Origin of the sequence: Streptomyces sp. NPDC046931 (genome assembly GCF_040644655.1) — a bacterium.
Classification (GTDB): Bacteria; Actinomycetota; Actinomycetes; order Streptomycetales; family Streptomycetaceae; genus Streptomyces.
In genome coordinates this window covers 1-22833 of record NZ_JBEYWX010000042.1, presented here as the reverse complement: position 1 = coordinate 22833, position 22833 = coordinate 1, and the positions used below count along the sequence as shown (strand labels likewise).

Annotated in this window: 19 protein-coding genes and 3 pseudogenes; 15 read left to right on the top strand and 7 right to left on the bottom strand. The window is 69.1% G+C overall.

Annotated features, from left to right (window positions below; genetic code table 11):
* Positions 1–9: 9 nt before the first annotated feature.
* Positions 10–885: a universal stress protein gene (locus ABZ876_RS37825; RefSeq protein ID WP_361790564.1), complete on the bottom strand. Its 876-nt coding sequence runs from the start codon at positions 883–885 to the stop codon at positions 10–12.
* Positions 886–1156: 271 nt separating this feature from the next.
* Between ABZ876_RS37825 and ABZ876_RS37820 the strand changes: the two genes are divergently transcribed.
* Positions 1157–1453 carry a hypothetical protein gene (locus ABZ876_RS37820; RefSeq protein WP_361790570.1) on the top strand — a complete coding sequence of 99 codons (297 nt, stop codon included), beginning with the start codon at positions 1157–1159 and terminating at the stop codon, positions 1451–1453.
* Positions 1427–1869 (top strand): annotated as a pseudogene (locus ABZ876_RS37815) (BON domain-containing protein); the annotation flags it as partial. The gene ABZ876_RS37820 and the pseudogene ABZ876_RS37815, both read left to right, overlap by 27 nt.
* Positions 1870–2159: 290 nt before the next feature.
* Here ABZ876_RS37815 and ABZ876_RS37810 read toward each other — a convergent pair.
* Entirely contained in the window at positions 2160–2597 is a 438-nt protein-coding gene (locus tag ABZ876_RS37810; RefSeq protein ID WP_361790522.1) for a universal stress protein, read from the bottom strand.
* A gap of 254 nt (positions 2598–2851) precedes the next feature.
* Between ABZ876_RS37810 and acsA the strand changes: the two genes are divergently transcribed.
* The 5 genes from acsA (at position 2852) to ABZ876_RS37785 (ending at position 8450) form a co-directional block, all read left to right on the top strand.
* Complete coding sequence (gene acsA / locus ABZ876_RS37805) at positions 2852–4717, top strand: acetate--CoA ligase (protein ID WP_361790519.1); 1866 nt, start codon at positions 2852–2854, stop codon at positions 4715–4717.
* A 92-nt stretch (positions 4718–4809) separates the two neighbouring features.
* Positions 4810–5757: a pyruvate dehydrogenase (acetyl-transferring) E1 component subunit alpha gene (gene pdhA / locus ABZ876_RS37800; RefSeq protein WP_361790561.1), complete on the top strand. Its 948-nt coding sequence runs from the start codon at positions 4810–4812 to the stop codon at positions 5755–5757.
* A complete protein-coding gene (locus ABZ876_RS37795; protein ID WP_361790516.1) occupies positions 5754–6743 on the top strand; it encodes an alpha-ketoacid dehydrogenase subunit beta in 990 nt (329 codons plus the stop codon). The genes pdhA and ABZ876_RS37795 overlap by 4 nt, the downstream gene beginning before the upstream one ends.
* Complete coding sequence (locus tag ABZ876_RS37790) at positions 6736–8205, top strand: 2-oxo acid dehydrogenase subunit E2 (RefSeq protein WP_361790513.1); 1470 nt, start codon at positions 6736–6738, stop codon at positions 8203–8205. The genes ABZ876_RS37795 and ABZ876_RS37790 overlap by 8 nt, the downstream gene beginning before the upstream one ends.
* Complete coding sequence (locus ABZ876_RS37785) at positions 8205–8450, top strand: acyl carrier protein (RefSeq protein ID WP_361790510.1); 246 nt, start codon at positions 8205–8207, stop codon at positions 8448–8450. Before ABZ876_RS37790 ends, ABZ876_RS37785 begins: the two co-directional genes overlap by 1 nt.
* A gap of 64 nt (positions 8451–8514) precedes the next feature.
* On the opposite strand, the gene ABZ876_RS37780 is transcribed toward ABZ876_RS37785, so the two are convergent.
* Complete coding sequence (locus tag ABZ876_RS37780; RefSeq protein WP_361790507.1) at positions 8515–8976, bottom strand: hypothetical protein; 462 nt, start codon at positions 8974–8976, stop codon at positions 8515–8517.
* 534 nt (positions 8977–9510) lie between these two features.
* On the opposite strand from ABZ876_RS37780, the gene ABZ876_RS37775 reads away from it, so the two are divergent.
* Both ABZ876_RS37775 and ABZ876_RS37770 read left to right on the top strand, forming a co-directional pair.
* Positions 9511–10230: a CBS domain-containing protein gene (locus tag ABZ876_RS37775; RefSeq protein ID WP_361790504.1), complete on the top strand. Its 720-nt coding sequence runs from the start codon at positions 9511–9513 to the stop codon at positions 10228–10230.
* A 700-nt stretch (positions 10231–10930) separates the two neighbouring features.
* Complete coding sequence (locus tag ABZ876_RS37770) at positions 10931–11542, top strand: hypothetical protein (protein ID WP_361790501.1); 612 nt, start codon at positions 10931–10933, stop codon at positions 11540–11542.
* Between the two features lie 26 nt (positions 11543–11568).
* Here ABZ876_RS37770 and ABZ876_RS37765 read toward each other — a convergent pair.
* Positions 11569–11802: pseudogene (locus ABZ876_RS37765) on the bottom strand (IS5/IS1182 family transposase); the annotation flags it as partial.
* A gap of 1093 nt (positions 11803–12895) precedes the next feature.
* Here ABZ876_RS37765 and ABZ876_RS37760 point away from each other — a divergent pair.
* Positions 12896–13864, top strand: coding sequence for a ferritin family protein (locus ABZ876_RS37760; RefSeq protein WP_361790498.1), 969 nt, complete (start codon positions 12896–12898; stop codon positions 13862–13864).
* Between the two features lie 332 nt (positions 13865–14196).
* Here the strand turns inward: ABZ876_RS37760 and ABZ876_RS37755 are convergent, their stop codons facing one another.
* Both ABZ876_RS37755 and ABZ876_RS37750 read right to left on the bottom strand, forming a co-directional pair.
* Positions 14197–15135, bottom strand: a complete 939-nt coding sequence (locus ABZ876_RS37755) for a hypothetical protein (protein ID WP_361790495.1) — start codon at positions 15133–15135, stop codon at positions 14197–14199.
* 14 nt (positions 15136–15149) lie between these two features.
* Positions 15150–15482, bottom strand: coding sequence for a NucA/NucB deoxyribonuclease domain-containing protein (locus tag ABZ876_RS37750; RefSeq protein WP_361790492.1), 333 nt, complete (start codon positions 15480–15482; stop codon positions 15150–15152).
* Between the two features lie 469 nt (positions 15483–15951).
* Here ABZ876_RS37750 and ABZ876_RS37745 point away from each other — a divergent pair, with 469 nt between their 5' ends.
* The 5 genes from ABZ876_RS37745 (at position 15952) to ABZ876_RS37725 (ending at position 22245) form a co-directional block, all read left to right on the top strand.
* Entirely contained in the window at positions 15952–16191 is a 240-nt protein-coding gene (locus ABZ876_RS37745; protein WP_361790489.1) for a hypothetical protein, read from the top strand.
* A gap of 10 nt (positions 16192–16201) precedes the next feature.
* On the top strand, positions 16202–16546 hold the full coding sequence (locus ABZ876_RS37740; RefSeq protein ID WP_361790486.1) for a trypco2 family protein: 345 nt from the start codon (positions 16202–16204) through the stop codon (positions 16544–16546).
* A 14-nt stretch (positions 16547–16560) separates the two neighbouring features.
* On the top strand, positions 16561–19935 hold the full coding sequence (locus tag ABZ876_RS37735) for an NACHT domain-containing protein (RefSeq protein ID WP_361790483.1): 3375 nt from the start codon (positions 16561–16563) through the stop codon (positions 19933–19935).
* A gap of 637 nt (positions 19936–20572) precedes the next feature.
* On the top strand, positions 20573–21397 hold the full coding sequence (locus tag ABZ876_RS37730; protein ID WP_361790480.1) for a hypothetical protein: 825 nt from the start codon (positions 20573–20575) through the stop codon (positions 21395–21397).
* Between the two features lie 518 nt (positions 21398–21915).
* A complete protein-coding gene (locus tag ABZ876_RS37725) occupies positions 21916–22245 on the top strand; it encodes a hypothetical protein (protein WP_361790477.1) in 330 nt (109 codons plus the stop codon).
* An 18-nt stretch (positions 22246–22263) separates the two neighbouring features.
* Here ABZ876_RS37725 and ABZ876_RS37720 read toward each other — a convergent pair.
* Positions 22264–22395: pseudogene (locus ABZ876_RS37720) on the bottom strand (IS5/IS1182 family transposase); the annotation flags it as partial.
* Positions 22396–22833: the final 438 nt, after the last annotated feature.

Here is a 22833-nt window from a genome sequence, read left to right as displayed (position 1 = left end):
GGTGGCCGCTCAGGGCAGCTCCGGTACGACGGCCACCGGGCACTGGGCGTGGTGCAACAGCGTGTGTCCCACCCTTCCCAGGCGCAGTCCACGGGGGTCGTGGCTGCGGCGGGCTCCAATGACCACGAGGTCCGCGGCGGCCGAGCGGTGCAGCAGCACCCTGTGGGCGGACCCCTCAACCGTGGTCCTGTTCACCCGGACGTCCGGGTGATCGGCCGCCGGGTCCTGCAGCAGAGCGTCGATCAGCGTGGACGCGCGCTCCTGGTGGTAGAGCGCCGGATCCCCGGTGAGCAGGGGATGCTGCATGGGTTCGTGCGCCGGCCGGCGCCAGGCGCGGACGACATCCAGGACACAGTGCCGTACCTCGGCCTCCCGAAGGGCGAACCGCGCCGCAGCACCGCTCGTGCCGGGTTCGCCGGCGCCGAGCAGGACCCGCTCGTGGGTGCCCCGCAGCCCCGCCTCGTCTCCCCGGACGACAATCACCGTCCCGGAGGCGCGGCCCGCCACGGCCAGGCTGACCGTGCCGAGGAGCACCCCCTGCAACTCGCCACGGCCACGGCATCCCGTCACCACGGCCGTGGCGTTGCCACTCTCGCGCAGCAGTGCGTCCACCGGGTCCTCGGGCAGGACCCCGTCCGTGACCTTCACGTCCGGATTGCGGCGCCGGGCGCGTTCCGCCGCCGTGCCGACGATGTTGTCCGCCATCACCTGGTGCGCCGGCCTCTGCAGACCGGCCGAGGTCACGACGCCTTCGTACCGCTCCCACAGGGACGCGTACACGAGCCGCAGCGGCAGGCCGTGCCGAGTTGCCTCGTCGGTCGCCCAGTCCACCGCGAGGAGACTGGAATCCGATCCGTCGACGCCTACGACCACGGGCAGTCCCATGGTCCTCACCGCCTTTCCTCAGTCCGGGAAACCCGTGCAAGACCAGGTACTGCCACCATCACGCCGACCAGTGAGCCACAAGAAGGGCATATCGCCCTCTTTGGCGCGGCATTCGGCCCAAGCCGCTCTATGCGCCAGGCGCACAGCTCCGTCCGGAAGGCACGGGTCCGCATGGGTCTCCAAGAGGTCCGAACGGCCCTCCCCCGGAGTCCCGGGCGCCCCACGGTCTGGAAGGTGATCAACCGTCCGGATCGGTTCCGGAGGGGGTTCAGTGACCGCACCACGCTTGGACGTGTCCGCCGCCGCCGCATTCGTCGAAGACGCCACGGCGGCTCCATCGCAGCACAACGCGCAGCCCTGGAGATTCCGGTTCTTCAGCGACACCGGCATTCTTCAGGTCCACGCCGACCCGGAACGCACCCTGCCGAAGACCGACCCCGACGGGCGCGGCATGCATCTGGGCTGTGGTGCCGCACTGTTCAACCTGCGGGTGGCCGCGGTGGCGGCAGGCCGGGAGCCCCTCACCCGGCGCCTGCCCACACCCGCGGTGATGGCACGTCCGGGCTGAAACGTCGTCGAGACGGCAAGGACCATGTACCGCCTCAAGGTGAAGCGGCTGCCCGTGGTCGACGAGACGGGCAGGCTCGTCGGGAGCGTAGCCGATCGGATCTGCTGCGGCCGTTCCTGCGCAGCGACACGGCGATCAGCGACGAGATCCACCAGGACGTGCCGCGCGCGACCCTGGGCCTTCCCTCGGACGCCGTGCGGGACGGCGTGCGGGACGGCGTGGTGACACTGAAGGGCCGGGTCGAGGAGAGAACGCTGATTCCGGTCATCGAGCGTCTGTGCCGGTCCGTGGACGGCGTGGTCGCCGTGCATCAGTCGATCGGCTACGCGTACGACGACCTCGGATCCGACCTCGAACGGCCGCTGCCACCCGGCGCGGGAAGCAGCGGCCATGAAGCACCTGCGCGCCGTGGGTGACGTGATGACCGCCGCTCAGGCCGGGGAGGCCCTCCCGACATCGGGGTGATTCCCCGCCGCTACGGCTGTCGTGCGCCCTGCCTACGCGAAAGTCCCCGCCCCTTGAGGACTGACCGTCATGCAACACCGCACTGGCCGCCACCGCCGTGGCCCGCGGTGTGTGCCGGACGCCAGGAGGACAGCGTCCTGCGTCTCGGCAGGGCGGGAGTCGAGGTCGTCGAAACCGGCCTCGCGCACGAGTCACGGGCCGTCGGGGCCGGGTCATACGTAGTGCCGGACCGCCCTGCTCGTCATTCCGGGCGCACGATGACAACTGGGCACCTGGCATGCGCGGCGACATGCTGGCTGACGGACCCCAGCAGGGCTCGGGCGAACCCGCCCCGCCCCCTGCTCCCCACGACCAGCGCCTCAGCGCCCTCGGCGGCCATCAGAAGCACCTCGACGGTGTTACCACGGACGACAAGCCCCCTGACCGTGGAGACTCCCTCGGCTCCCAGCACATCCTTCAGCTCCTGGCTCAGCCGTTGCCGGGCGACGGCCTCGTCGAAGTCGGCGTCCACGGCCAGAGCCGACCAGCCGTACGCGCCGGGCAGATCCCACGCCACCACCGCGTCCACGGTTCCGCCGACCAGGCCGGCGTACCGCACGGCCCAGCGCAGCGCCGCGTGCGAGGACGGCGAACCGTCGACACCGACCACGACACGAGGCCCGGAAGTCTCCGTGCCCATACGTCTCACCTCTCCCGCGGCCCTCTGGCCGACCACGCCGGATGCCGTTCTTCGCCTCCACGCTGCGCGACTGCGTGGCGCCGCGCCAGGGAAGGGCGGCCGAGTGGGCCCTGCGCCGCCGCTCAGTGGGCCGATCGGCCCTTGGCACGCTGCGGCGAACGGGAAGACTGGAGAAGGTAGGCGTCGAAACGAGCCGAACGAGCCGGTGCTTCGCCGGGCGAACGGCACGACACACGGGCGAGGAAGGCACCGCCATGACGGTCGACGTCATCGCCAAGACGGCATCCACTTCCGTGCCCCCGGTCCTGACCGACTACGACCGGGCCTGCGCCGAGTTCAGCTGGGCCGCTGCGCGTGACCAGCTCTCCGGACTGCCGGGCGGTGGTCTGAACATCGGGTACGAGGCCGTCGACCGGCATGTGGCCGAGGGCCGGGGCGACCGGGTCGCACTGCGCTGCGTACGCCGCGACGGGACGGCCGAGTCCATCGCGTACGCGGAGCTGGCACGGCTGACGAGCAGGTTCGCCCGGGTGCTGCGTGGCCTCGGCGTGGGTCGTGGTGATCGCGTGTTCACGCTGCTGGGCCGTTGCCCGGAACTCTTCGCGGTGGTCCTCGGCACGCTCAGGAACGCGTCCGTGCTCTGCCCGCTCTTCTCCGCCTTCGGCCCGGATCCCGTGGCCCAGCGCATGCGCCTCGGGCGCGCCCGTGTCCTCGTCACCACCGAACAGCTGTATCTGCGCAAGGTCGCCCCCATCCGGGACGGCCTTCCCGGACTCGACCATGTGCTGGTCGTCGGTCCGCGCAGTCAGGACCTCCCGGGGGTGCTCTCGTTCGACGCGCTGATGGCAGATGCCGACGAGGACTTCACGGTGCCGCACACCGACCCCGACGACATGGCGCTGCTGCACTTCACCAGCGGCACCACCGGTGCCCCCAAGGGCGCGGTGCACGTGCACGAGGCCGTCGTCGCCCACCACATCACGGCGGCGTACGCACTGGACCTCCATCCGGGCGACACGTACTGGTGTACGGCGGACCCCGGCTGGGTCACGGGCATGTCGTACGGCATCATCGCCCCGCTCACACACGGCGTCACGCTCGTCGTCGACGAAGGCGACTTCGACACACGCCGCTGGTACGGCATTCTCGCCGAGGAGCGGGTCACGGTCTGGTACACCGCTCCCACCGCGCTGCGCATGCTGATGCGGGCCACGCCCCGTGAGGGCCCGTACGACCTGCCGCACTCCTTCGACCTGTCCGCGCTCCGCTTCATCGCCTCCGTCGGCGAGCCGCTCAACCCCGAGGTGGTGCTGTGGGGCCGGGACGTGCTGGGGCTCCCGGTCCACGACAACTGGTGGCAGACCGAGACCGGCTGCATCGTCATCGCCAACCTGGCGGCCTGTCCGGTCAAGCCCGGGTCGATGGGCCGCCCGCTGCCGGGCATGGTGGCGACCGTCCTGGAGCGCGCGCCCGACGGCACGGTGTGGCGCTCACCCGAGGGACGCGTCCGGGAGGTCGAGGAGCCCGACAAGGAGGGCGAGCTGGCCCTGCGGCCGGGCTGGCCTTCGATGTTCCGCGGCTATCTGCACGACGAGGACCGGTACGCGGCCTCCTTCGCCGACGGCTGGTACCTGACGGGGGACGTGGCGCGCAGGGACGCGGACGGCTACTTCTGGTTCGTGGGCCGCGGTGACGATGTCATCAAGTCCGCCGGCCACCTCGTCAGCCCGTTCGAGGTGGAGAGCGCCCTGCTGGAGCACCCGCAGGTCGCGGAGGCGGGGGTGATCGGTCGTCCGGATCCGACCGCCGGCGCGATCGTGAAGGCGTATGTGTCCCTGCGCCCGGGCGTTGAGCCGGACGACGACATCCGGCGCGACCTCCTCACTTTCGCCCGCCGCAAGCTGGGGCCCGCGGTGGCGCCTCGCGAGATCGCCTTCGACCGGAGCCTGCCCCACACCAGGAGCGGCAAGGTCATGCGGCGACTGCTGCGGGCCCGGGAACTCGGCCTGCCGGAGGGCGACACCTCGACCCTCGAGTCACCCGAGCCGCCGGAGTCATCGGCCCCGTCCGGTGCGCCGGAGGCCACCGAACACCACGAAAACTCGGAGCACCTGCCATGAGCACCGCCCGCAGGAAGCAGCCGGCCAAGGCCACCCGCCAGGGCACGCACCAGGACGCAGCGGCCAAACACCACCGGGATCTCCTGTCCTGCATGCTGCTGATCCGCCGCTTCGAGGAACGCTGTGTCGAGTTGTACAGCGCCGCGAAGATCCGGGGATTCGTGCATCTCTACATCGGGGAGGAGGCCGTGGCGGTCGGCGTGCTCCAAGCGCTCGACGAGGCCGACGCCGTCGTCTCCACCTACCGTGAACACGGCCACGCCCTCGCCCGCGGCGTTCCTGTCGACGCCGTCATGGCGGAGATGTACGGCAAGGCCACGGGGTGCAGCCGCGGCCGCGGCGGGTCGATGCACCTGTTCGACGCGGACCGCCGCTTCTACGGCGGCAATGCGATCGTCGGCGGCGGCATCCCGCTCGCCGCCGGGCTCGCCCTCGCCGAGAAGATGCGCGACGGACCGGGCATCGTGTGCTGCTTCTTCGGCGACGGCGCCTTCGCCGAAGGCGAGTTCCACGAGACCGCGAACCTCGCCACCCTTTGGGGCCTGCCGCTGCTGCTCGCCTGCGAGAACAACCTCTACGCGATGGGCACCCCGCTCCCCGCCGAGCACGCGCAGACCGACCTGGCCATGCGCGCCGCCTCCTACGGCATGCCCGCCTGGGCCGTCGACGGCATGGACGTCGTCGCCGTCGAGGATGCGGCACGCCGCGCAGTCGACGGCATCCGCGCGGGACATGGCCCGCACTTCCTCGAACTCCACACCTATCGCTTCCGCGCCCATTCCATGTACGACCCCGACCGTTACCGCGACAAGGCCGAGATCGAACGCTGGCGTGCCCGTGACCCGCTGGTGCTGCTCGCGGAGAGGATGAGGGCGGCGGGTGAACTCGACGACGCGTCATACGCCGAACTGGACCGGCGCGCCACGGACGAGGTCGACGGCGCCGTGGCCGCCGCCGAGGCCGCCCCGGTGGAGCCCGTCGCCGACCTCCTCCGCCACGTCAGCGCGGCCCCCGGCGACCTGCCGGAGGCACGCCGATGAAGACCGTCACGACGACGTACCGCGAAGCGCTGCGCGAAGCCCTTCGCGAGGCGCTGTCGTCCGACGACCGGGTCTTCCTACTGGGCGAGGACGTCGGCAAGTACGGCGGTGCCTTCGGCGTCAGTCTCGGTCTGGTCGAGGAGTTCGGGCCCGAGCGGGTGCGCGACACCCCGCTGTCCGAGTCCGCGTTCGTCGGCGCGGGCATCGGCGCGGCCGTCGCCGACATGCGGCCCATCGTCGAGATCATGACGGTCAACTTCAGTCTGCTGGCGCTCGACCAGATCCTCAACAACGCCGCCACGCTGCGGCACATGTCCGGCGGGCAGCTCTCGGTACCGGTCGTCATCAGGATGACCACCGGTGCCGGACGGCAGCTCGCCGCGCAGCACTCACACAGCCTGGAAGGCTGGTACGCCCACATCCCCGGCATCCGCGTCCTCGCGCCCGCGACGCTCCAGGACGCGCGCGGCATGCTCGCCCCCGCACTCGCCGACCCCGACCCCGTGGTCATCTTCGAGCATGGATCGCTCTACAACTTCTCCGGCGAACTCCCCGCCTCGGACGGCCTCCTGGACATCTCCTCCGCAGCCGTCCGCCGCCAAGGTGACGACATCACGCTGCTCACCTACGGCGGTTCCCTGCCCAAAGCCCTTTCTGCGGCGGACCTTCTCGCCGCCGAGGGCATCAGCGCAGAAGTCGTGGACCTCCGCACCCTGCGCCCTCTGGACGACGCCACGGTCATCGCATCGGTGGCCAGGACGCACCGCGCCGTCGTCGTCGACGAGGGCTGGCGCACCGGCAGTCTCGCCGCCGAGGTGTCCGCCCGGATCACCGAGCAGGCCTTCTACGAACTCGACGCACCCGTCGGCCGGGTGTGCAGTGCGGAGGTGCCGATCCCCTACGCCCGCCATCTGGAGGAGGCCGCACTGCCGCAGCCGAAGGACATCGTCGCCGCGGCCCGCGAGGCGGTGGGGCACCATGGCTGAGTTCACCATGCCCTCGCTCGGCGCGGACATGGAGGCGGGCATGCTCCAGGAGTGGCTCGTCGCACCCGGTGACACAGTGGCTCGCGGCGATGTGATCGCCGTCGTCGAGACCGACAAGTCCGCGGTCGAAGTCGAGTGCTTCGAGTCCGGAACCGTCGGCCGACTGCTCGTCGCGCCAGGCACGAGGGTCCCCGTGGGTGCACCACTGGCCCTCATCGAAGCAGCCGGGCCGGAGGAAGCGGCAAGGAAGGCCCCGGCGGCCGTAGCGACGCCGGCGGAGGAGTCCGGAGAGCCCGTCCCTGGTACGCCGTCCGAAGAGCGGGCTGAAGGGACGGTGGCGCAACCGAAGGCCCCGGCCGCGGCGAGGCGCCCACCGGCCGAGCGTACAGAACCCACCACGCCAGCCGCCGCCGCGACCGTGCCGCAGTCCGGCGTGGCGCACGCCGAAGCAGGGCCACTGGTACGACACCTCGCCCACGAACGGGGCATCGACCTGGCGACGGTTCACGGCAGCGGGCCCGGGGGCAGGATCACCCGTACGGACGTCGAGCAGGCCGCACACGAACCCGCCCGACGTGTGCGCGCAACCCCCTACGCCCGACGCCTCGCCGCAGAACAGCACATGGATCTCCGCGCACTTCACGGCACCGGTGAGAAGGGAGCCGTGCGGGCCGCCGACGTGAGGGACGCCGCGCGCACTCCGTCCGTCCGTATGTCCGCCGCCGGCGTCACCGAAGCCCCGCCACCCGCGCCGACGCCGGTCCCGCCGCCCTCCCGCGCCGAGACGACCCCCCGAGAGCCGACCGCGATGCGCCGTGCCATCGGCGACCTCATGAGCCGGGCCAAGCGGGAGATCCCGCACTACTACGTCGCCACGACGATCGACATGGCGGCAGCGGTCGCCTGGCTGCGCGAACGCAACCGGGAACTGCCCGTAGGAGAACGGATGGTGCCGACCGCTCTGTTGCTCAAGGCCGTGGCCGACGCCGCCCTCGAGGTCCCCGGTCTCAACGGCTCCTGGCAGGGCGGGGGTTTCGTCCCAGGCGACGGCGTGCACCTCGGATTCGCCGTATCGCTGCGCGGTGGAGGCCTCGCCGCGCCCATCATCCGTGACGCCGACTCGCTGACGCCGGTGAAGTTGATGGCCCGGCTCAAGGATCTCGTCGAGCGGGCCCGGAGAGGACGGCTGCGCGGCACCGAGGTCACCGGTAGCACCCTCACCGTCACCAGCCTCGGCGACCAGGGCGTCGAGACGGTCTTCGGTGTCATCCATCCGCCCCAGGTCGCCCTGGTCGGTTTCGGGGCCGTGGTCGAGCGCCCTTGGGCGGACCACGGCATGCTCGGTGTGCGGCCGGTCGTGACGGCCACCCTGTCGGCGGACCACCGAGCCACCGACGGCGCCGTGGGAGCCCGGTTCCTGACCGCCGTCGACCGCCTGCTGCAGAAACCGGAGGACCTGTGATGGACCGGAGCGAAGCCCAGACCGCCGTCGAGGAAGCGATCACCCGCGTGGTGCCCGGCGCCGACCTCACCCACCTGGACCCGGACGCCGCGTTCCGTGACGCGCTCGAATTCGACTCGCTGGACTTCCTCAGCTTCGTGGAGATCCTCTCGGAACGCACCGGCCTGCGCACCGACGAGGAGGACCACCCGCGCCTGACCACCCTGAACGACAGCATCGACTTCCTGGTCGCACGGACGCCCTGACCCTGACCTGCGGACCGCCCCTCACAGGCGTTGAACGGCGACTAGCCGGTCGCCCAGCGTCCCTTCACCGGGCGCGACGCCCCGTCCACCGTGGTTCCACGAGCTCCCACTCCCGATCCCACTGCTCGAAGCGGCGACGATCGAGGCGGCCGCGAACACCATTCCACACACCGCCCACGATCAGGGCAGCACCCGCCGCGGCGGCGAAGCCCATTCCGACACCGGCGAGCGCTGCCGAGTCCGACGTGGGAGGCGGCGTGGCGACGTTGCCGTGGGTATCCAGCCACACGGTCGCCGTGCCTCCCTTCCTCTGCCAGGCCCCTACCGGTGCCACGGCGGAGCGGGCCCCGCGGGCATCACTCCAGTGGACCGACGCATGAGAACTGAGCTTGCCGTCGGTGCGATCGCCACCGTCCTTGGCATCGGACAGCAGCCGCGCCGTGACCCGGTGCCGTTCAGCCATCTGCACTTGACGCAGCCGGCTGTCATGGTTGTAGGTCGCGCTTCCGGCGATCCACGCCGCCATCGGCGCGGCCGCTAGGAGTACGGCCATCAGCAGCAGCCGGACCCCACGCTCGAAGCGGTCCGACCGCCGTTCGAGTGGATTTCCCCGAACGCCCAGTGCCCTGGCATGCCGCCTTCGGCCCGACTGGTACGAAGGCCGGTGTCCCCGAAGACGCGTCCGCATGGCACGGCCTCCTCACATCAGTGGTGTGCGCCTCGTGCCCATCGTGGCGTGCTCGGGGCCGGACCGGGTAAGGGCCCTGCAGCCTCTTCGGGTACCCGATCGGCCCTTGGCGCTCCCAAAGGGAGGCACACAGCAGCCGCAGCGACAGTCCGTGGCGCGCGGCCTCGTCCACCGCCCAGTCCACCGCCTGAAGCCTGCATTCCCCCGCGACAGGCGCAATGGCCTGCGACGGGGGTTCGGCCGGATGCCGACCGGCCGCTCCCTTGGGACGCTGGAGGGACAGGGCCGAGGCTGCGAAGCACCGACGTACTCCGGCGAAGCGCTGTGCGCTTCCTGCCGCGCCCGGCCTGATCGTCGCGGGAGGAGGTCTCCATGGCCGGGACACCGCACATCGTGAGCGATGTGATGACCATGGCGGTGGTGGCCGTCGGGCGCCACGCACCGTTCAGGGAGATCGTCAGGACCATGGAGCAGTGGAAGGTCAGTGCCCTGCCGGTCCTGGAGGGCGAGGGCCGCGTCATCGGGGTGGTGTCCGAAGCCGACCTGCTGCCCAAGGAGGAGTTCCGCGCTGGTATCCCGACCCCGTCCGAGCAGCGGGAGCTCCTGTCCGCCACGTCCAAGGCCGGAGGTCTGACCGCCGGAGCCCTAATGAGCACCCCTGCGATCACCGTGCATCCCGACGTCACCTTGGCGCAGGCGGCCCGGATAATGGCCGTGAAGCGCGTCAAACGGCTCCCCGTCGTGGACGACGAAGGCATGTTGCGGGGGATCGTCAGCCGGGCCGACCTGCTGAAGGTCTTCCTTCGGTCGGACCAGGACTTGGCGGAAGAGGTCCGCCGCACCGTCGTCGCCCCGCTCTTCCCGGCTCTCGCGGAGACCATCCATGTGGACGTGAAAGACGGAGTCGTCACCCTTCGCGGTCATATCAGGGACACCTCGCTCATCTCCGTCGCCGCGCGTCTCGTTCGCGCCGTGGAGGGTGTCGTGGACGTGGAATGCCACCTCACTGAGGCCCACAGCGTCGGCGTCGGACCGACTGACCTGCCCACAGCTGCCGTTGACCGTGGCCACGGCAGACGAGAAGAGTTGTGACACCTTGAGAGGGCCGCCACGCCCGCGTCGACCAGACAGCCCGGCAGGCAGTGGCGGATGTGACGTCGGCCGGTGCCTGGACCGCTCGTTCACACCGACGCGTGAGGCCTGCCTGACCGAAGATCAGATGCGCGGTCGGCGGTTCGCGCAGTTCATGCCGGGCTCCGCCTCCAGGAGGTGGAGGGCGGAATGCGTGGTGTGTACAGCACGGGCGGAGCCGAACACCTTGAGGTGTACGCCGACACCCGGGCCGAACCCGGTGAGCGGACCTCGTCGGTGACTTCGTCCCCGGTGAGGAATGTCTTCAGCACCCGGCGCTTGACGGAGACGGAGCCGACCTCGGCAAGGCAGCGCACGGGCAACATGTCGGGCTTCCCTCGAGGACCACCCCGGTCGACCGCAGGATTGCGCACCACGAGGACCGCAAGGGGCTGGGGGCACGTGCCCGGACGCTCGTTGCTCCGCCGCGCCGTCCGCCCCCGCGCCGAGGTTTTCCGCCAGCCGGAACAAAGCGGACAGCGCGTCCCTGATGGTGGCCAAGGCCCTTCCCGTCATGCCCGAAGGTGGGCCGCCCGTCCCCCGTCGAGGACCTTCGACCCGTACCGGCCTGCGGGCTCCTTCGACACGCTGGGTGGTGACAAGGACTCCTTCCACCACCACATCATCGGAGGAGCAACCACATCATCGGAGGAGCAACGTCATGACTCTCCACCACGCGCGCTGGCTCCCGCACCGGAACCAGACGGTTCCTCCGGCCGACCAGCCCCGCGATCTGGCCAAACAGGACGGGCTCAACCCCGCCGCAGCCAGGGTGGCAGCAGGCGCACGGCTGATCATGAGCTTCGTGTTCCTCTGGGCCTTCCTGGACAAGACCTTCGGCTTCGGCTACATCACACCACCGTCAAGAGCATGGATCAACGGTGGCTCCCCCACGATGGGCTTCCTCAGGCGCGTCAACGTCGGTCCCCTGGAGTCGACCTTCCGCAGCTGGGCCGGCGCAACCTGGGCCGACTGGCTGTTCATGCTGGGGCTCCTGGGCATCGGGCTCGCCCTGCTGGGCGGTGTCGCGCTCAGGATCACCGCGGTCTGCGGCACGATCATGCTTGTCTTGATGTGGGCTGCGGAATGGCCGCCCGCAAAGCACCTCTCCGACGGATCTCCGAGCATGTCCACCAATCCTGTGGTGGACTACCACATCGTCTACGCGGTGCTCCTGATCGTGCTCGCCGCGGTGGGCGCCGGAAACACCTGGGGGCTGGGCCGTGCCTGGGCGTCCCTGCCGCTGGTCCGCGACCATGCCTGGCTCCGCTGACATCGGGCCGCAGGTCGGAAACACCGGGTGGTGATCGTGTCGGCGAGGTCGAGGAAGGCGTCGATGACGGTGGCCTGGCGCTCGTAGCAGCGGACGAGCCGATGGAAGGCGTTCCGCCAGGTGTGGGTGCGTTCGAGCTGCCAACGCCGACTGGGGTGGGCGCCTTCCCGTTCGTGCGCGATCCGGCCGTGCAGGCCGCGTTCGTCGAGCAGAGTGCGGGTCTTGTCGGAGTCGTAGCCGGCGTCCAGGTGCACGGTGACGGGACCTGTGGGGCGCGTGGCGGCACGAACTGGGCCCGCCTACCGGTTCAACGCCACGTCGGTACCAGCGGCGCGGCGGCTCATAAGGCGGCGCACGACCATGATCGTCGCATGCGCGACCGTGATCGCTGCGACGGCAGCGAGGATGACCAAGCCCACCGTCTGCGCGCCCGTCTCCTCGCGCCAGCACCGTCGCAGTTGCACCAGCTGAGGGGACGGCACCGCCCGCAAGGTGACGATTCGCCACTGAAGCCCGCTGGACACAACTGGCCAACGAGCACGGGCCCACTGGAGACACGGACGCTGCCCACAAGCCGACTAGCCTTCGACTAACCTCGATCTTTCGTGACGGTCCCTCGGTTTCTTCGGCGTGCCGTTTCGGTTGTTCGGGCTGATGGCGGCCAGCTATTGGCCCAGCCGTCGCGTCGGGTGAGCGCCGGGTTCCACGGCTCCGGTCGGGGTGGTGCTGCTCGCAGGGACGGGAACATGCTGGTCAGCCAGGATGCCCAGCCGTGCCAGGGCATCTGTGATCACGTCGGTCCAGGGCCAGTGGCGTGCGATTCACAGGTGCCGGCGGTGGGCGGTCGTGACGATCCGGGCTGCGACGAAGAAGAGGCGGAGTCGGAGACGGCGGGGTTCCCACCTACGAATTTCGCCGGCCCGACCGACGTCCTCGGATACCACTCACGACTACTCAGAGCCGGGGATCAGAAACACGCACCATGCCAGCGGCGCTGTTGGAGGGGCCAGGTGGCCGAGCATCTCCTCCCGGATGACGCCCCATCCCATCCGATGAGGGAGCGCCACTGTCCGCGGCCTCACCTCCCTCGGCGACATCCTGGTCCGGCGCACCAGCCGATCCGGCCCGTCGACCGAGCCGCAGCGCGGTGCCGTCCTTGTAGCGGGGCGGGGCCGCCGGGTGTGTTCTGCGGAGGCGTCAGGCGCTTGAGGCAAGCGGAGCACGTCGACCGATCCGGCGCGCAATCACTGTGCGTATCCACTCGAAAGGACTACGTGAAGGGGTGGGGGCGTACGTGTGCGAGTCACATGAGGAGAAGGCGCCCGCACCCATAGCGCCCCGAAGGAGGACGTCATGTCCCGTCACTCGATACGTAGGCTCCTGGTCGGTCTGTGCACACTGACGGCCGCCTCGCAGGCTGTCACGGCCGTGGCCCTTGCGGTGCCGGCCGATAAGCACCGGGCCGCGTACAGCGCCGCGCAGGCCCTGAGCCCGCAGACGCTCTCAGACCTCACCACCGCGATGAAGGGCGAAGGGTTCGCCTACGCCTCCTACAACCTGTACGGCGCCCAGGCCGACCGCGAGGGCCAACCGGCCGTGGGCAAGCTCTTCCGGACCACAGCGCAGACCGAGCTGAACGAGCACCTGCACGAGGCAGCCACCCTGGCCGGCGCGGTCGGAACGGACGCGGCCAACCTGCGCCAGGCCATCAACGGCGAAACCTACGAGCATCAGGTCATGTACCGCGGCTTCGCCGACCAGGCCCGCAAGGACGGAGACCTCGAGGCCGCCAAGCTGTTCTCCGAGATCGCCGCGGACGAGGGCCGCCATCGCGATGCCTACCGCACCGCGCTCATGGTCGTGACCACCGGCCGCGGCACTGTTCCGGCGCCGCCGAAGGCCGGCATGGTGCCGGTATCCGCAGGGCTGCCGAAGGTGAAGGCCGCCCGCACAAAGGCCAACCTCGCCACGGCGATGCACGGTGAGGGCTTCGCCCACGCCAGCTACATGCTGTTCGCCGCCCACGCCGAGCAGAACGGCAACCCCGCCCTGGCCCGCCTTTTCGAAGGCACAGCCGGGGTCGAACTGCATGAACACTTCGCCGAAGAAGCGGTCCTGGCCGGTCTGGTGGGTACCACGAAGGACAACCTGAGCAAGTCCGTCACCGGGGAGCACAACGAGGCCACCAACCTGTACCCGGGGTTCGCCGAGCGGGCCGCGGCCGTCGGCGACACCGCCGCCGCCACCTACTTCCGCGACACCGCCGACGACGAGGCCAAGCACGCAGCCGCCTTCCAGCAGGCACTCAACCAGATGCCCTGACTCCGGCCAAGCCGCGAAACTGTCTGCGGGAACCACCTCTCCAGCGCCCACCACGAGAACGTCACCAACAGCGCCTCGGCCAGCGGCACCATGCGCACCCCCGGCGTCGGTGAGACGCCGGGGGTGCGCAGCGCGTGTTCCAGCAGGGCCCGCGGCCCGGAAGAGCGCCGGCGTAGGCGTGCGGGACGAACGCCCTGCCATGACACTCCCACACTCCCCCGCACCCGGCACCAGCCAGACCTCCAGCGCTCCTGGCAGCTGCCACGCTCGTTCACCACTGGATGGCAGTGCGCAGGGGGCGCACCCATGCGGTGTGCGCCCCCTGCCCACTGTCAGTAGTGCTCTTCCCGGTAGACGCCGTCGGCCTCGACACCACGGCCCCACTCGCCAAAGCTCGTGTTCGCCAGCTCCATGTTGATGACGAATGAACCGGCCGCTGCGAGGGTGATCCTGAACGGATCGTCGTCATCGTCGGGCAGGTTGTTCACGGCCAGCAACGGGAGCTCTGGGGAGGCCAGTGCTCGCTCGTCGGCGATGAGCACGAGAGTGCTGTCGGGCCAGTCCTCGTCATCGCGCCCGATCCGCGCCTGGATCTGATCCGCCGTGAAGCCCGCGTAGGCGCGGTTGTCGATAACGGTGATCGACTCGTAGTGCTCCGAGCCTGCCTCGAGGGCCTGGAGCAAGCGCGCCCACTCATCTGGCTGCCCGAAGGACGTCCGTACCAAAAGCGGACCGGCGGACTCCTCGATCGTGGGGGAAGGCGGCTCGGGCTCGGCCCCCGTACGCTCGCCGGGGATGACCTGGATGAGGAAGCGGGGTTTCTTGCCATCCAAGGACCGGTCACTGGCATGGACGCGGATCAGGTAGGGCCCGACTCCTGCGGTGGCGAGATTCTCTTTGCGCAGCGGCTGGTATCCGCTGTCGCACAGGGCGAGGAAGCCGGTCGTGGAGACCAGGGTGATCTCTTCGGCCTCGTCCCAGCCGCTCTCTGCTCCCGGGTCGTCTCCGGCGTAGAGAATGACGATGGGGTTCTCCAGGGCGCTTCCGGCGTCGATGTGCAGCCAGTCTTTCTCGGCCGCCAGGAACCCGCGTCCGCGCGGCTGCTTGCCAGCGTCGGGGTCCATGACGGCCAGGTCGCCCCACTCCTTCATCTTCAGCGGCCGGGTGCGGCCGACAAGGAGCGGCCAGTTGCAACGCTGCATGAAGAACCCCCATCGTGCCCGCAGAGCCCGCCGGTTACGTCCTGGCAGGACAGTCGGGACCTGCGGCACGCACATTGCGCGCCTTACTTGATACGAACGTATCCGTCGCCGCCCAGAACGCGCTGGGCCTTGTAGAAGCCGCCGAGGCGAGCACCGGCGCTGCGGTCGTCACCAGCGCAGACGATCCCGGTACGGCCACGGACCGGATTACCGCCCTCCCTGCTGGCGGCGAACGGGTACTCGTCGCAGTCGTACTTCCTAGGGTCGGAGTTGTGCACCCTCGCGCACATGGCTTTGCGGTGGGCGTTGATGGTCTTCTCGTTGGTGATGCGATGCAGCGGGCTGGAGGCGCCCGGGTCACAGGCGGTCTTACGCTGGGCGTCGAGGATGTGGTTGGCGGACTGCTTCACCTTCATGTCGCTACGGGAGAGAGCGAAGACGGGGGAGGCGGATGGGAAGAGCAGCCGGGGTTCTTGGTGCGCTCCTTGCCAAGCAGGTTGAGAACATCGAAGAGGCACCGTCCGACTCTTCCTTCCAGGGACCGGAGGGCCGCTCAATGGAGATCACGTCGGGTACGTGTCGCTTCCTGCTGTGCAGGGATCTGACCCGACGTATGTGCGGTACGTGCGGCAAGACCGCAAGGGCGTGGCAAAGGCTGACGCCGGTCTTTCGGAGGTGGACTCGGAGGCTGACCGGATTCATTGGCTGTCCGGGCTGACGGCCAGGGAAGAGCCACTGTGAGCTTCTGCTACTGGCGTAGGGCAGGTGCTGGTGACATCCACTGGGATAACGGCCAGTGGGGACCCTTCCTCTCGGACGCGACGGGGTTGTCAGGCTCGCCGATGCCATGCGTGAACTGCGCGACGCCAACGACGATCCCGGGAAGTGACGACACCACGACCAGGACATCCGAGCCATCACACCTGCCACAGCGGCGCTTCTGGCTCACGTCCGCGGATCACCGTCGCCCACGACCGTCAGACGATCCTGGACGACCCGGACGCGGAGCGTTCGGGCGCGCACTTCGCCGGGCGCACCGCCGAGGGCCTGTGCACCATCGCGCGCGACTTCTCCCCCTGGACGTCCGGGCCCGAACTCATGACGCGGGCAGACGCGTTGGCATAGCGTTGACCAGATGAGTGACGACTTCCCTGGGATCGACGGGATCGAGCTGGCGGACGCCGTCCAGGCCGTACGCGATGAGCTGCTCACCGCCGCAGCGCGCGGAACCGGCGGTGAACTGTCCTTTGAGGTGGGGGACATCCATCTGGAGTTCACGGTCGAACTGCGCCGTGACGTGCGCGTGAAGTCCGGTGTGCGCGCGTGGGTGATCTCGGCCGACGCCGATGCCGGCCGGTCCAAGGCGCAGACCCACAGGGTCAGCTTCACGCTCCGGCCCAAGAACGCGCGTACAGGCGGTGGCTGGGAGGTCGGCAACGACGCCCCAGCTGACACCTCCGCCTTTGGCCGCACCGAGTAGGCGGGCGACGCGCCGTGTCCGGTCCGCGCAAGGAGCGCATCGCCGCCGTCCTGGGCTCCTCCCGCCAGGGCAGCGGATATCTCCTCGGCCCCCGGCTGGTCCTCACCGCAGCCCATGTCGTCGTGGGCAGCGACAGCGTTCACGCCATCGCCCCCGAGGGCCGTGGACGGATCGCCTGCCGACCGGTCTGGGACGGAACCCGCGAGAACTGCGATGTGGCGTTGCTGCTGGCCGCCGATGACCTGGTCGCACCCGAAACCGCCGCTGAATGGGAGCCGGTCCGCTGGGGACAGACCAGCGATCTGAAACCGCGCGCCAACTGCCAGGCGATCGGTTTCCCCGCTGTTCAACGCAGTGGGACAGGGCAGCTCGACAGCGAGCAGCTGGTCGGGACGCTCAAGCCGGGGTCGAGCATGGTGCGTGGAGGGTACGTGGTCGACCTCGTCCATACGCCGCCGGCACCCCGGGACGGCGGCTCCCCGTGGGCAGGGATGTCCGGGGCAGCACTCTTCGACGGAGAGCTGCTGGTGGGTGTGGTGACCACCGACCCTGAGGGCTGGCAGCATGGTCGTCTCACGGCAGTCCCGGCAACCGCGATCCACATCGTCACCGGCTTCTACGACGCGTACTTCGAACACCTCGCAGAGCGTCCCACCTTGGAAGACGCGGGACGGAGCCGCGCACCACGCGCCGGTTTCGAATCCGACTACCGTTCGTACGTGGAGCGGAACTACGGCGAACTCCGCATCTTCGGGCTCGACTTCAACAGGAGTGACCATGCGCAATGGCCGCTCGACACCGCCTACCTGAGCCTGGAGCTGTCCCACCAGGGCACCCAGGACCGCGCCGACTTCCTGGAAGCCGCCCCCAGGCATGAGGTGTCCAGCGGCCGTCAGCGCGTCGAGTCCGCCCTGTCCGGAAAGCGCCGCGTGCTGCTGCGCGGTCTGGCCGGATCCGGGAAGACCACCCTCATCCAGTGGCTGGCCATCACCGCGGCCCGGGACGACTTCAGCTATCGGCTCGGCCATCTCGACGACTGCGTGCCCTCTGTCCTGCCGCTGCGCACACTGATCAGGCAGGGGGCTCTGCCCAGTCCCGGCAATTTCCTTGCCGCCACAGGTACTCCGCTCAGCCCGCCGCCCGACTGGGCGGAGGAGGTGATGCGCTCGGGCCGTGCGCTGCTTCTCATCGACGGGGTGGACGAGATCCCCGAACGCGACCGGGAACGAACCCAGGAATGGCTCACCGGGCTGTTTGCCGCCTATCCGGACTGCAACTGCGTCATCACCACCCGCCCCACCGCAGTGAGCGAGGGCTGGCTGACGCGCCGGGACTTCACCGAGCTGAATCTGCTGCCCATGAACCAGCAGGACGTCGAGGCTTTCGTAGGGCGCTGGCACCTGGCCGCCTTCGGAGAGGGCGCCGAGGTTGCGCCGGAGCGTGACCGGTACAGAGAGCGCTTGCTGGACACCCTGCGACGTAAGAGAGATCTGGCCCGTCTCGCCACCAATCCGCTGATGTGCGCGATGATCTGCGCGTTGCACCGCGATCGCCGTACCTATCTGCCGGAGAGCCGGATGGAGTTGTACGGCGCGGCGCTCACCATGCTGCTTGTCCGCCGCGACAAGGAACGCGATGTGGGCGTACCGGAGGGCTTCGACATTCCGGAAGACGCTCAGCGGCAGCTCCTCCAGGAGCTGGCCTGGTGGCTGATCCGCAACGGCCAGACCGAGGCGGAGCAGGACAAGGTGGTCAGGCTGATCGAGCGGCTGCTGCCCGCGATGCCCGGTGTGGCCCCGCCCGACCGGGCACGGGATGTCCTGCGTCACCTCCTGCGCCGCAGCGGTCTGCTGCGTGAACCCACTCCGCAGGCCGTTGATTTCGTCCACCGTACGTTCCAGGACTATCTCGGGGCGAAGGCGGCGGTCGAGGCCCAGGACCTCCCCCAGGTCGCCGAGCATGCCGCCGACCCTCAGTGGGAGGACGTGGTCCGGATGGCCGTCGGCCACGGCCGCCCCGAGGAACGGGCCATGTTGATCGGCAGCCTGCTGGAGCGGGGGGACGCCGCGCCGAACGACGAGATCCGCACGCGGCTGCACATGCTTGCCGCCGCCAGCCTGGAACACGCCACCATGCTCGCACCGGCGGTGCGACGCGAGGCGGAGGAACGAGCGGCCTTGCTGCTCCCGCCGCGGGACTCCGAGGCCGCGGAGAAGCTCGCCAGTGCGGGGCCGGTCGTGCTCGATCTCCTGCCGGGGCCCGATCAGCTGGACGACAGGGAGGCGGCGGCGGCCACTGTGGAGACGGCCGCCCGAATCGGCGGCGAGCATGCCTTCCAGATCCTGCGGCAGTTCCGAGACCACCCCGATGTTCTTGTGCGGAAAAGGGTGGTTGACGCCTGGAGCTCATTCGACGACCAGCGGTTCGTCGACGAGATCCTGTCCGAGATGGAACTGACCGGTGCGTACCTCACCGTGAGCACGGATTCCCAGCTGTCCGCACTCGGCCGGATCGGTCGTGTAATGGCACTGGAGATCAATGGCTCCTTCGCGGAGGATGTCATGGTGCCCGGGCTGATCGCCACCGAGCCCACCGAGCTGCGGCTGGTGAGCAATGACTCTTTCCGTGATCTCCGCTTTCTGGTCAGTTGTGCGCCACGCCTGCGCTCGCTGGGACTCCAGGACTGCGGCAGCCTCAAGAACTACTCACACATCTCCGACGTGAACATTGAGCATCTGCAGTTGGAGAAGATGCCGGTAGGGCCGGACATGAGCCCCCTGGCCGGACTGCAGGGACTCACTTCGGTCACCATCAACAGCCGCCAGCCCTGGGGGAGGCTGACGAACCTGCCCCTGCCTTCAAATCTGCGGGCCCTCACCTTGGGGCCGTCAACTCTGAGCGCGCCCGCACTCGACGGCATTGAACGCTGGCCACGGCTCACGAGACTTCACCTGGCCGCTGAAGCCAGTACCTCCTTTGCCGCGGCCGAGTTGAGGAAACTGGTGGCAGTGCCCGAACTCGTCGACCTTGACATAGATCTTGCCCTGCTGTCCGGTCTTGCGGAACTTCGCCTGCCGCCGCTTCCGCAGATCCGGTCTCTGCGCCTGACGGCGGAAGTGCAGAACCGCATCGATTTCGGCGAACTGCGGCACGTGTTTCCCAACCTCACTACGCTGGGTGTCCAGATGGAGCACCGCTCTTCCACGACACTGGAAGCGGACGTGTCGGCTTTGCGGGCCGTCCCCCACTCCTCTGTCACGATCAACTCGTCCGGGAGCGTCCGCCTGACCGGAGAGCAGGAACTGCCGGACGAGAGTCGCGTGCGTATTCACAGCAGGATGGCTCCCGTCGCGAAGAAGTCCCGCTTCCGCCTCTGGAAGTCCCTCTGACCCTGCACCGCGCCTGCGTACCCAACCGAGCGTCTCCGGCAGCGGCCCAGGCGGAGCCCTCGCCGGGCTGTCGAGGACTGCCGGCTCCTCCTCGGTCAGGCGCAGGGCTGTTCATCAGCTTCTTGCCGGTGGCCGCGTCGATTACGGCGATTTCGACGGTCTGTCCGTCCAGGCTGGTGGTCTCGGTGTCGAGGATGACCGCGGCGTCCGGCTCCAGCAGCTCACGCGCGGCGCGGGTCACCTCGCCCCACTCCGGGCACAGGGCGATCTCGCCGGCGTACGCGGCGGCCGCCGGGTCGGCGAGCAGCTCCTTGAGGACCTCCGCCTTCGTGGGGCCGCCGTTGACGCGCTCCCATCCAGTTCCCAGCCGCCGGAGTACGGGGAGTTCCGGGCCCGCGCTGTGAAGCACCGGCTCAAGCAGATCCAATACCGCCCGCTCCTGGTCGACGGCTGCCTGGCCGACGCCGGTCTGGACCTGGACGGCTGAGCGGCACGGAGCCCGGGGCCGCGCAGGCTGCATCGCCGGGACGACGACCGGGCGCCGTGGCTCCGCGTCGAGAGCGCCCACCGACCCTGGTGGTCCTCGGCGCATCAAATCCGCTCGGTTCCCACCGGACAAGGGCGGTACCTTGCCGCCATGTGCATCTCGACCGGCGAGGCCTCGTTCTCCGGCACGATCGTCTACTGCGGGCGGCAGCACCACCGCGTGCACGGCCTCATCCACGTCCTGGGCTACCAGAACACCGCCGTCAACCTGGCCGACGGCCCGAACGCCATGCTGCTGCACCTGCCCACCAGGCAGCTCACCCCCCGGCACTTCGTCTCCACCGGGCGCACCGGCGACGTCCTGCACCGCATGGTCGCCGCCGTGGAACGCGTCGCCGCCGCAGCCGACGGCATCGCGTGGATGAGCGCGGAACCGCAGACCGTCCAGGTCTTCGACCACGACGTCTACACGGTGCTCCTGGCAGAGGAGCCCACCGCGGTCCTTGCCGCGCTGCGGCAGGTGCCACCGCACCGGCGTCCCGATCTCGAGCCGGACCTTTTGCGCTTCTACGCCGACCACTTCCCCGACCACACCATCGCTGTGTGCTGCTTCGACAACGCCGACGCGCAACGCGCCAAGCCACTGCTGTTGTGGTACGCGCCCCTCGACCCCGACCGGCTGACCGTGCCGGCCCTGGACAGCCACACCGGTAGGGCGCCGGACCTCAACGCCGCCGTGCCCGTGGACCACTGGGTCCTGCTCTCTACCGACCAGGCCCCCGCCGGCTGGGGCACCCCCGTCGACTACCCCGGGGACATGCGTCACCGCCTGCGAGCCTTCCTGCCCACCGCCGTCATGGGCCGGCACTACGACCAAGGGCAGGCCCTGCCCAACGGAGACTTCACCATCAGCCACCGCGACCTGCTCGCCGGCGACCTCGACCGCATCGAGCGCCTGCAACCGACCCACCGATGAAGAGCGGGACGGCCATGCCATCGCACGTCAGCCGAGCCCGGCATCACCCGATCAAGTTCAGTACCAACTCTTCACCGATCGCACGGAGAAGACCGCGCTGAGCGAGCTCCTCAGCAACTGCCCGATGTCCCGGTCACTGTCACCCTCGCCCGCTGAGGCAGGTTCGGGCCCGCCACCTCGGGGAGTGGCGGGCCCGGCCCGGTTCCACGGTGCCACACGTCCAGCCCGCCCGCAGACCCATTCGCGCCAGGAGCCGAGTCCCGGCAGAACGCCGTGACCTTCCAGGCGCCCGTGAAAGGACTGCGGGCGAAAAGGTGCAGCGCACGGGGACGGTGCCTTTCCGCTGTGAACTTCGTGCCGAGCGGGTGCATCGTTGGAGTGACGAAGCCATCACCCGCATGAGCGAATCGAACGCTGCTTCGAATCCAAGGGGATCATTACGGCCACGGTAGAGTACACAACCCCGGCCGTAGCTGCAGCGTCAGCGAGTGCAGAGGCAAAGTGCTGAGAGGACCCATATGGCCACCCCGGAGCAAGTAAGGGAAGCACTCGCCCAAAGACTTTCAGGACTGCAGAGCGAGGGAGGAGGAACCTCTCTTGAAGTCCTTGAGGTGAAGGTGACGCCCGTCTTCCCTAAATTGCTTCTGGAAATCCAGGTCAGCGTCTCAGGGCAACTCTGGGAAGTCTCACTTGACTACCAGGGTTATGAAGCGAGTTTGGTGAGCGGAGACCTCTCCGAAGAGAGCCTCAATTACCTCGGGATGCTTGTGCGAACCCACCTATTCGAGTGGTGGCACACAAAGGACACAGAGAAGTTCTCAGCGCGCATGGGGAAAAGACTGGACTGAGAGAGTGAGGCTTTTCCATCATCGGGCTGAGCTGGCCAAGTGCAGGGTGAGGACGGCCTGGACGAGGCAGGTGATCCGGGTGGTCGAGCACCGGAGCCTGCGAAGGAGCCGCCAGGACTTGAGGGTGGCCATGGCCTGCTCGACGAGGGCGCAGCACGAAGCCTCTGGTGGAGACGGATTTCTTGGTCGAAAACCCATCTACCAGGGGCTTCACCCGTCTGTCAGCCCAACTGCCTGTCCAGCCCGACAGGTTGGAAAGAGCTCATTGAACTCCTCGCTTCATCTCGTACTTCGCCAAGGACGCTGCCGGTCTGCCGTCGGTGGTGTCCGATAACAGGCTCGCCGGGCGGCCATCCGTGAACAACACCGAAGTCGGCAACGCTGCGTTGTCCCGCCGGTCATCGATGCGCCTTGTGTCGACGCGGCCATCCCTTGTTCTTCGCAGGGAATCCCGGCGTTCAGGCCGGGCGGGAATGCGATCCTCGGCTCGGAGGCGCGCAGCGCCGGAGTTCTCTGTGCTTGTGTGGTGGCGGTCAGGCTGGGCGCTTTTTGGTTGTCGATGTAGTCCTTGACGATGTTCAGTGGTGT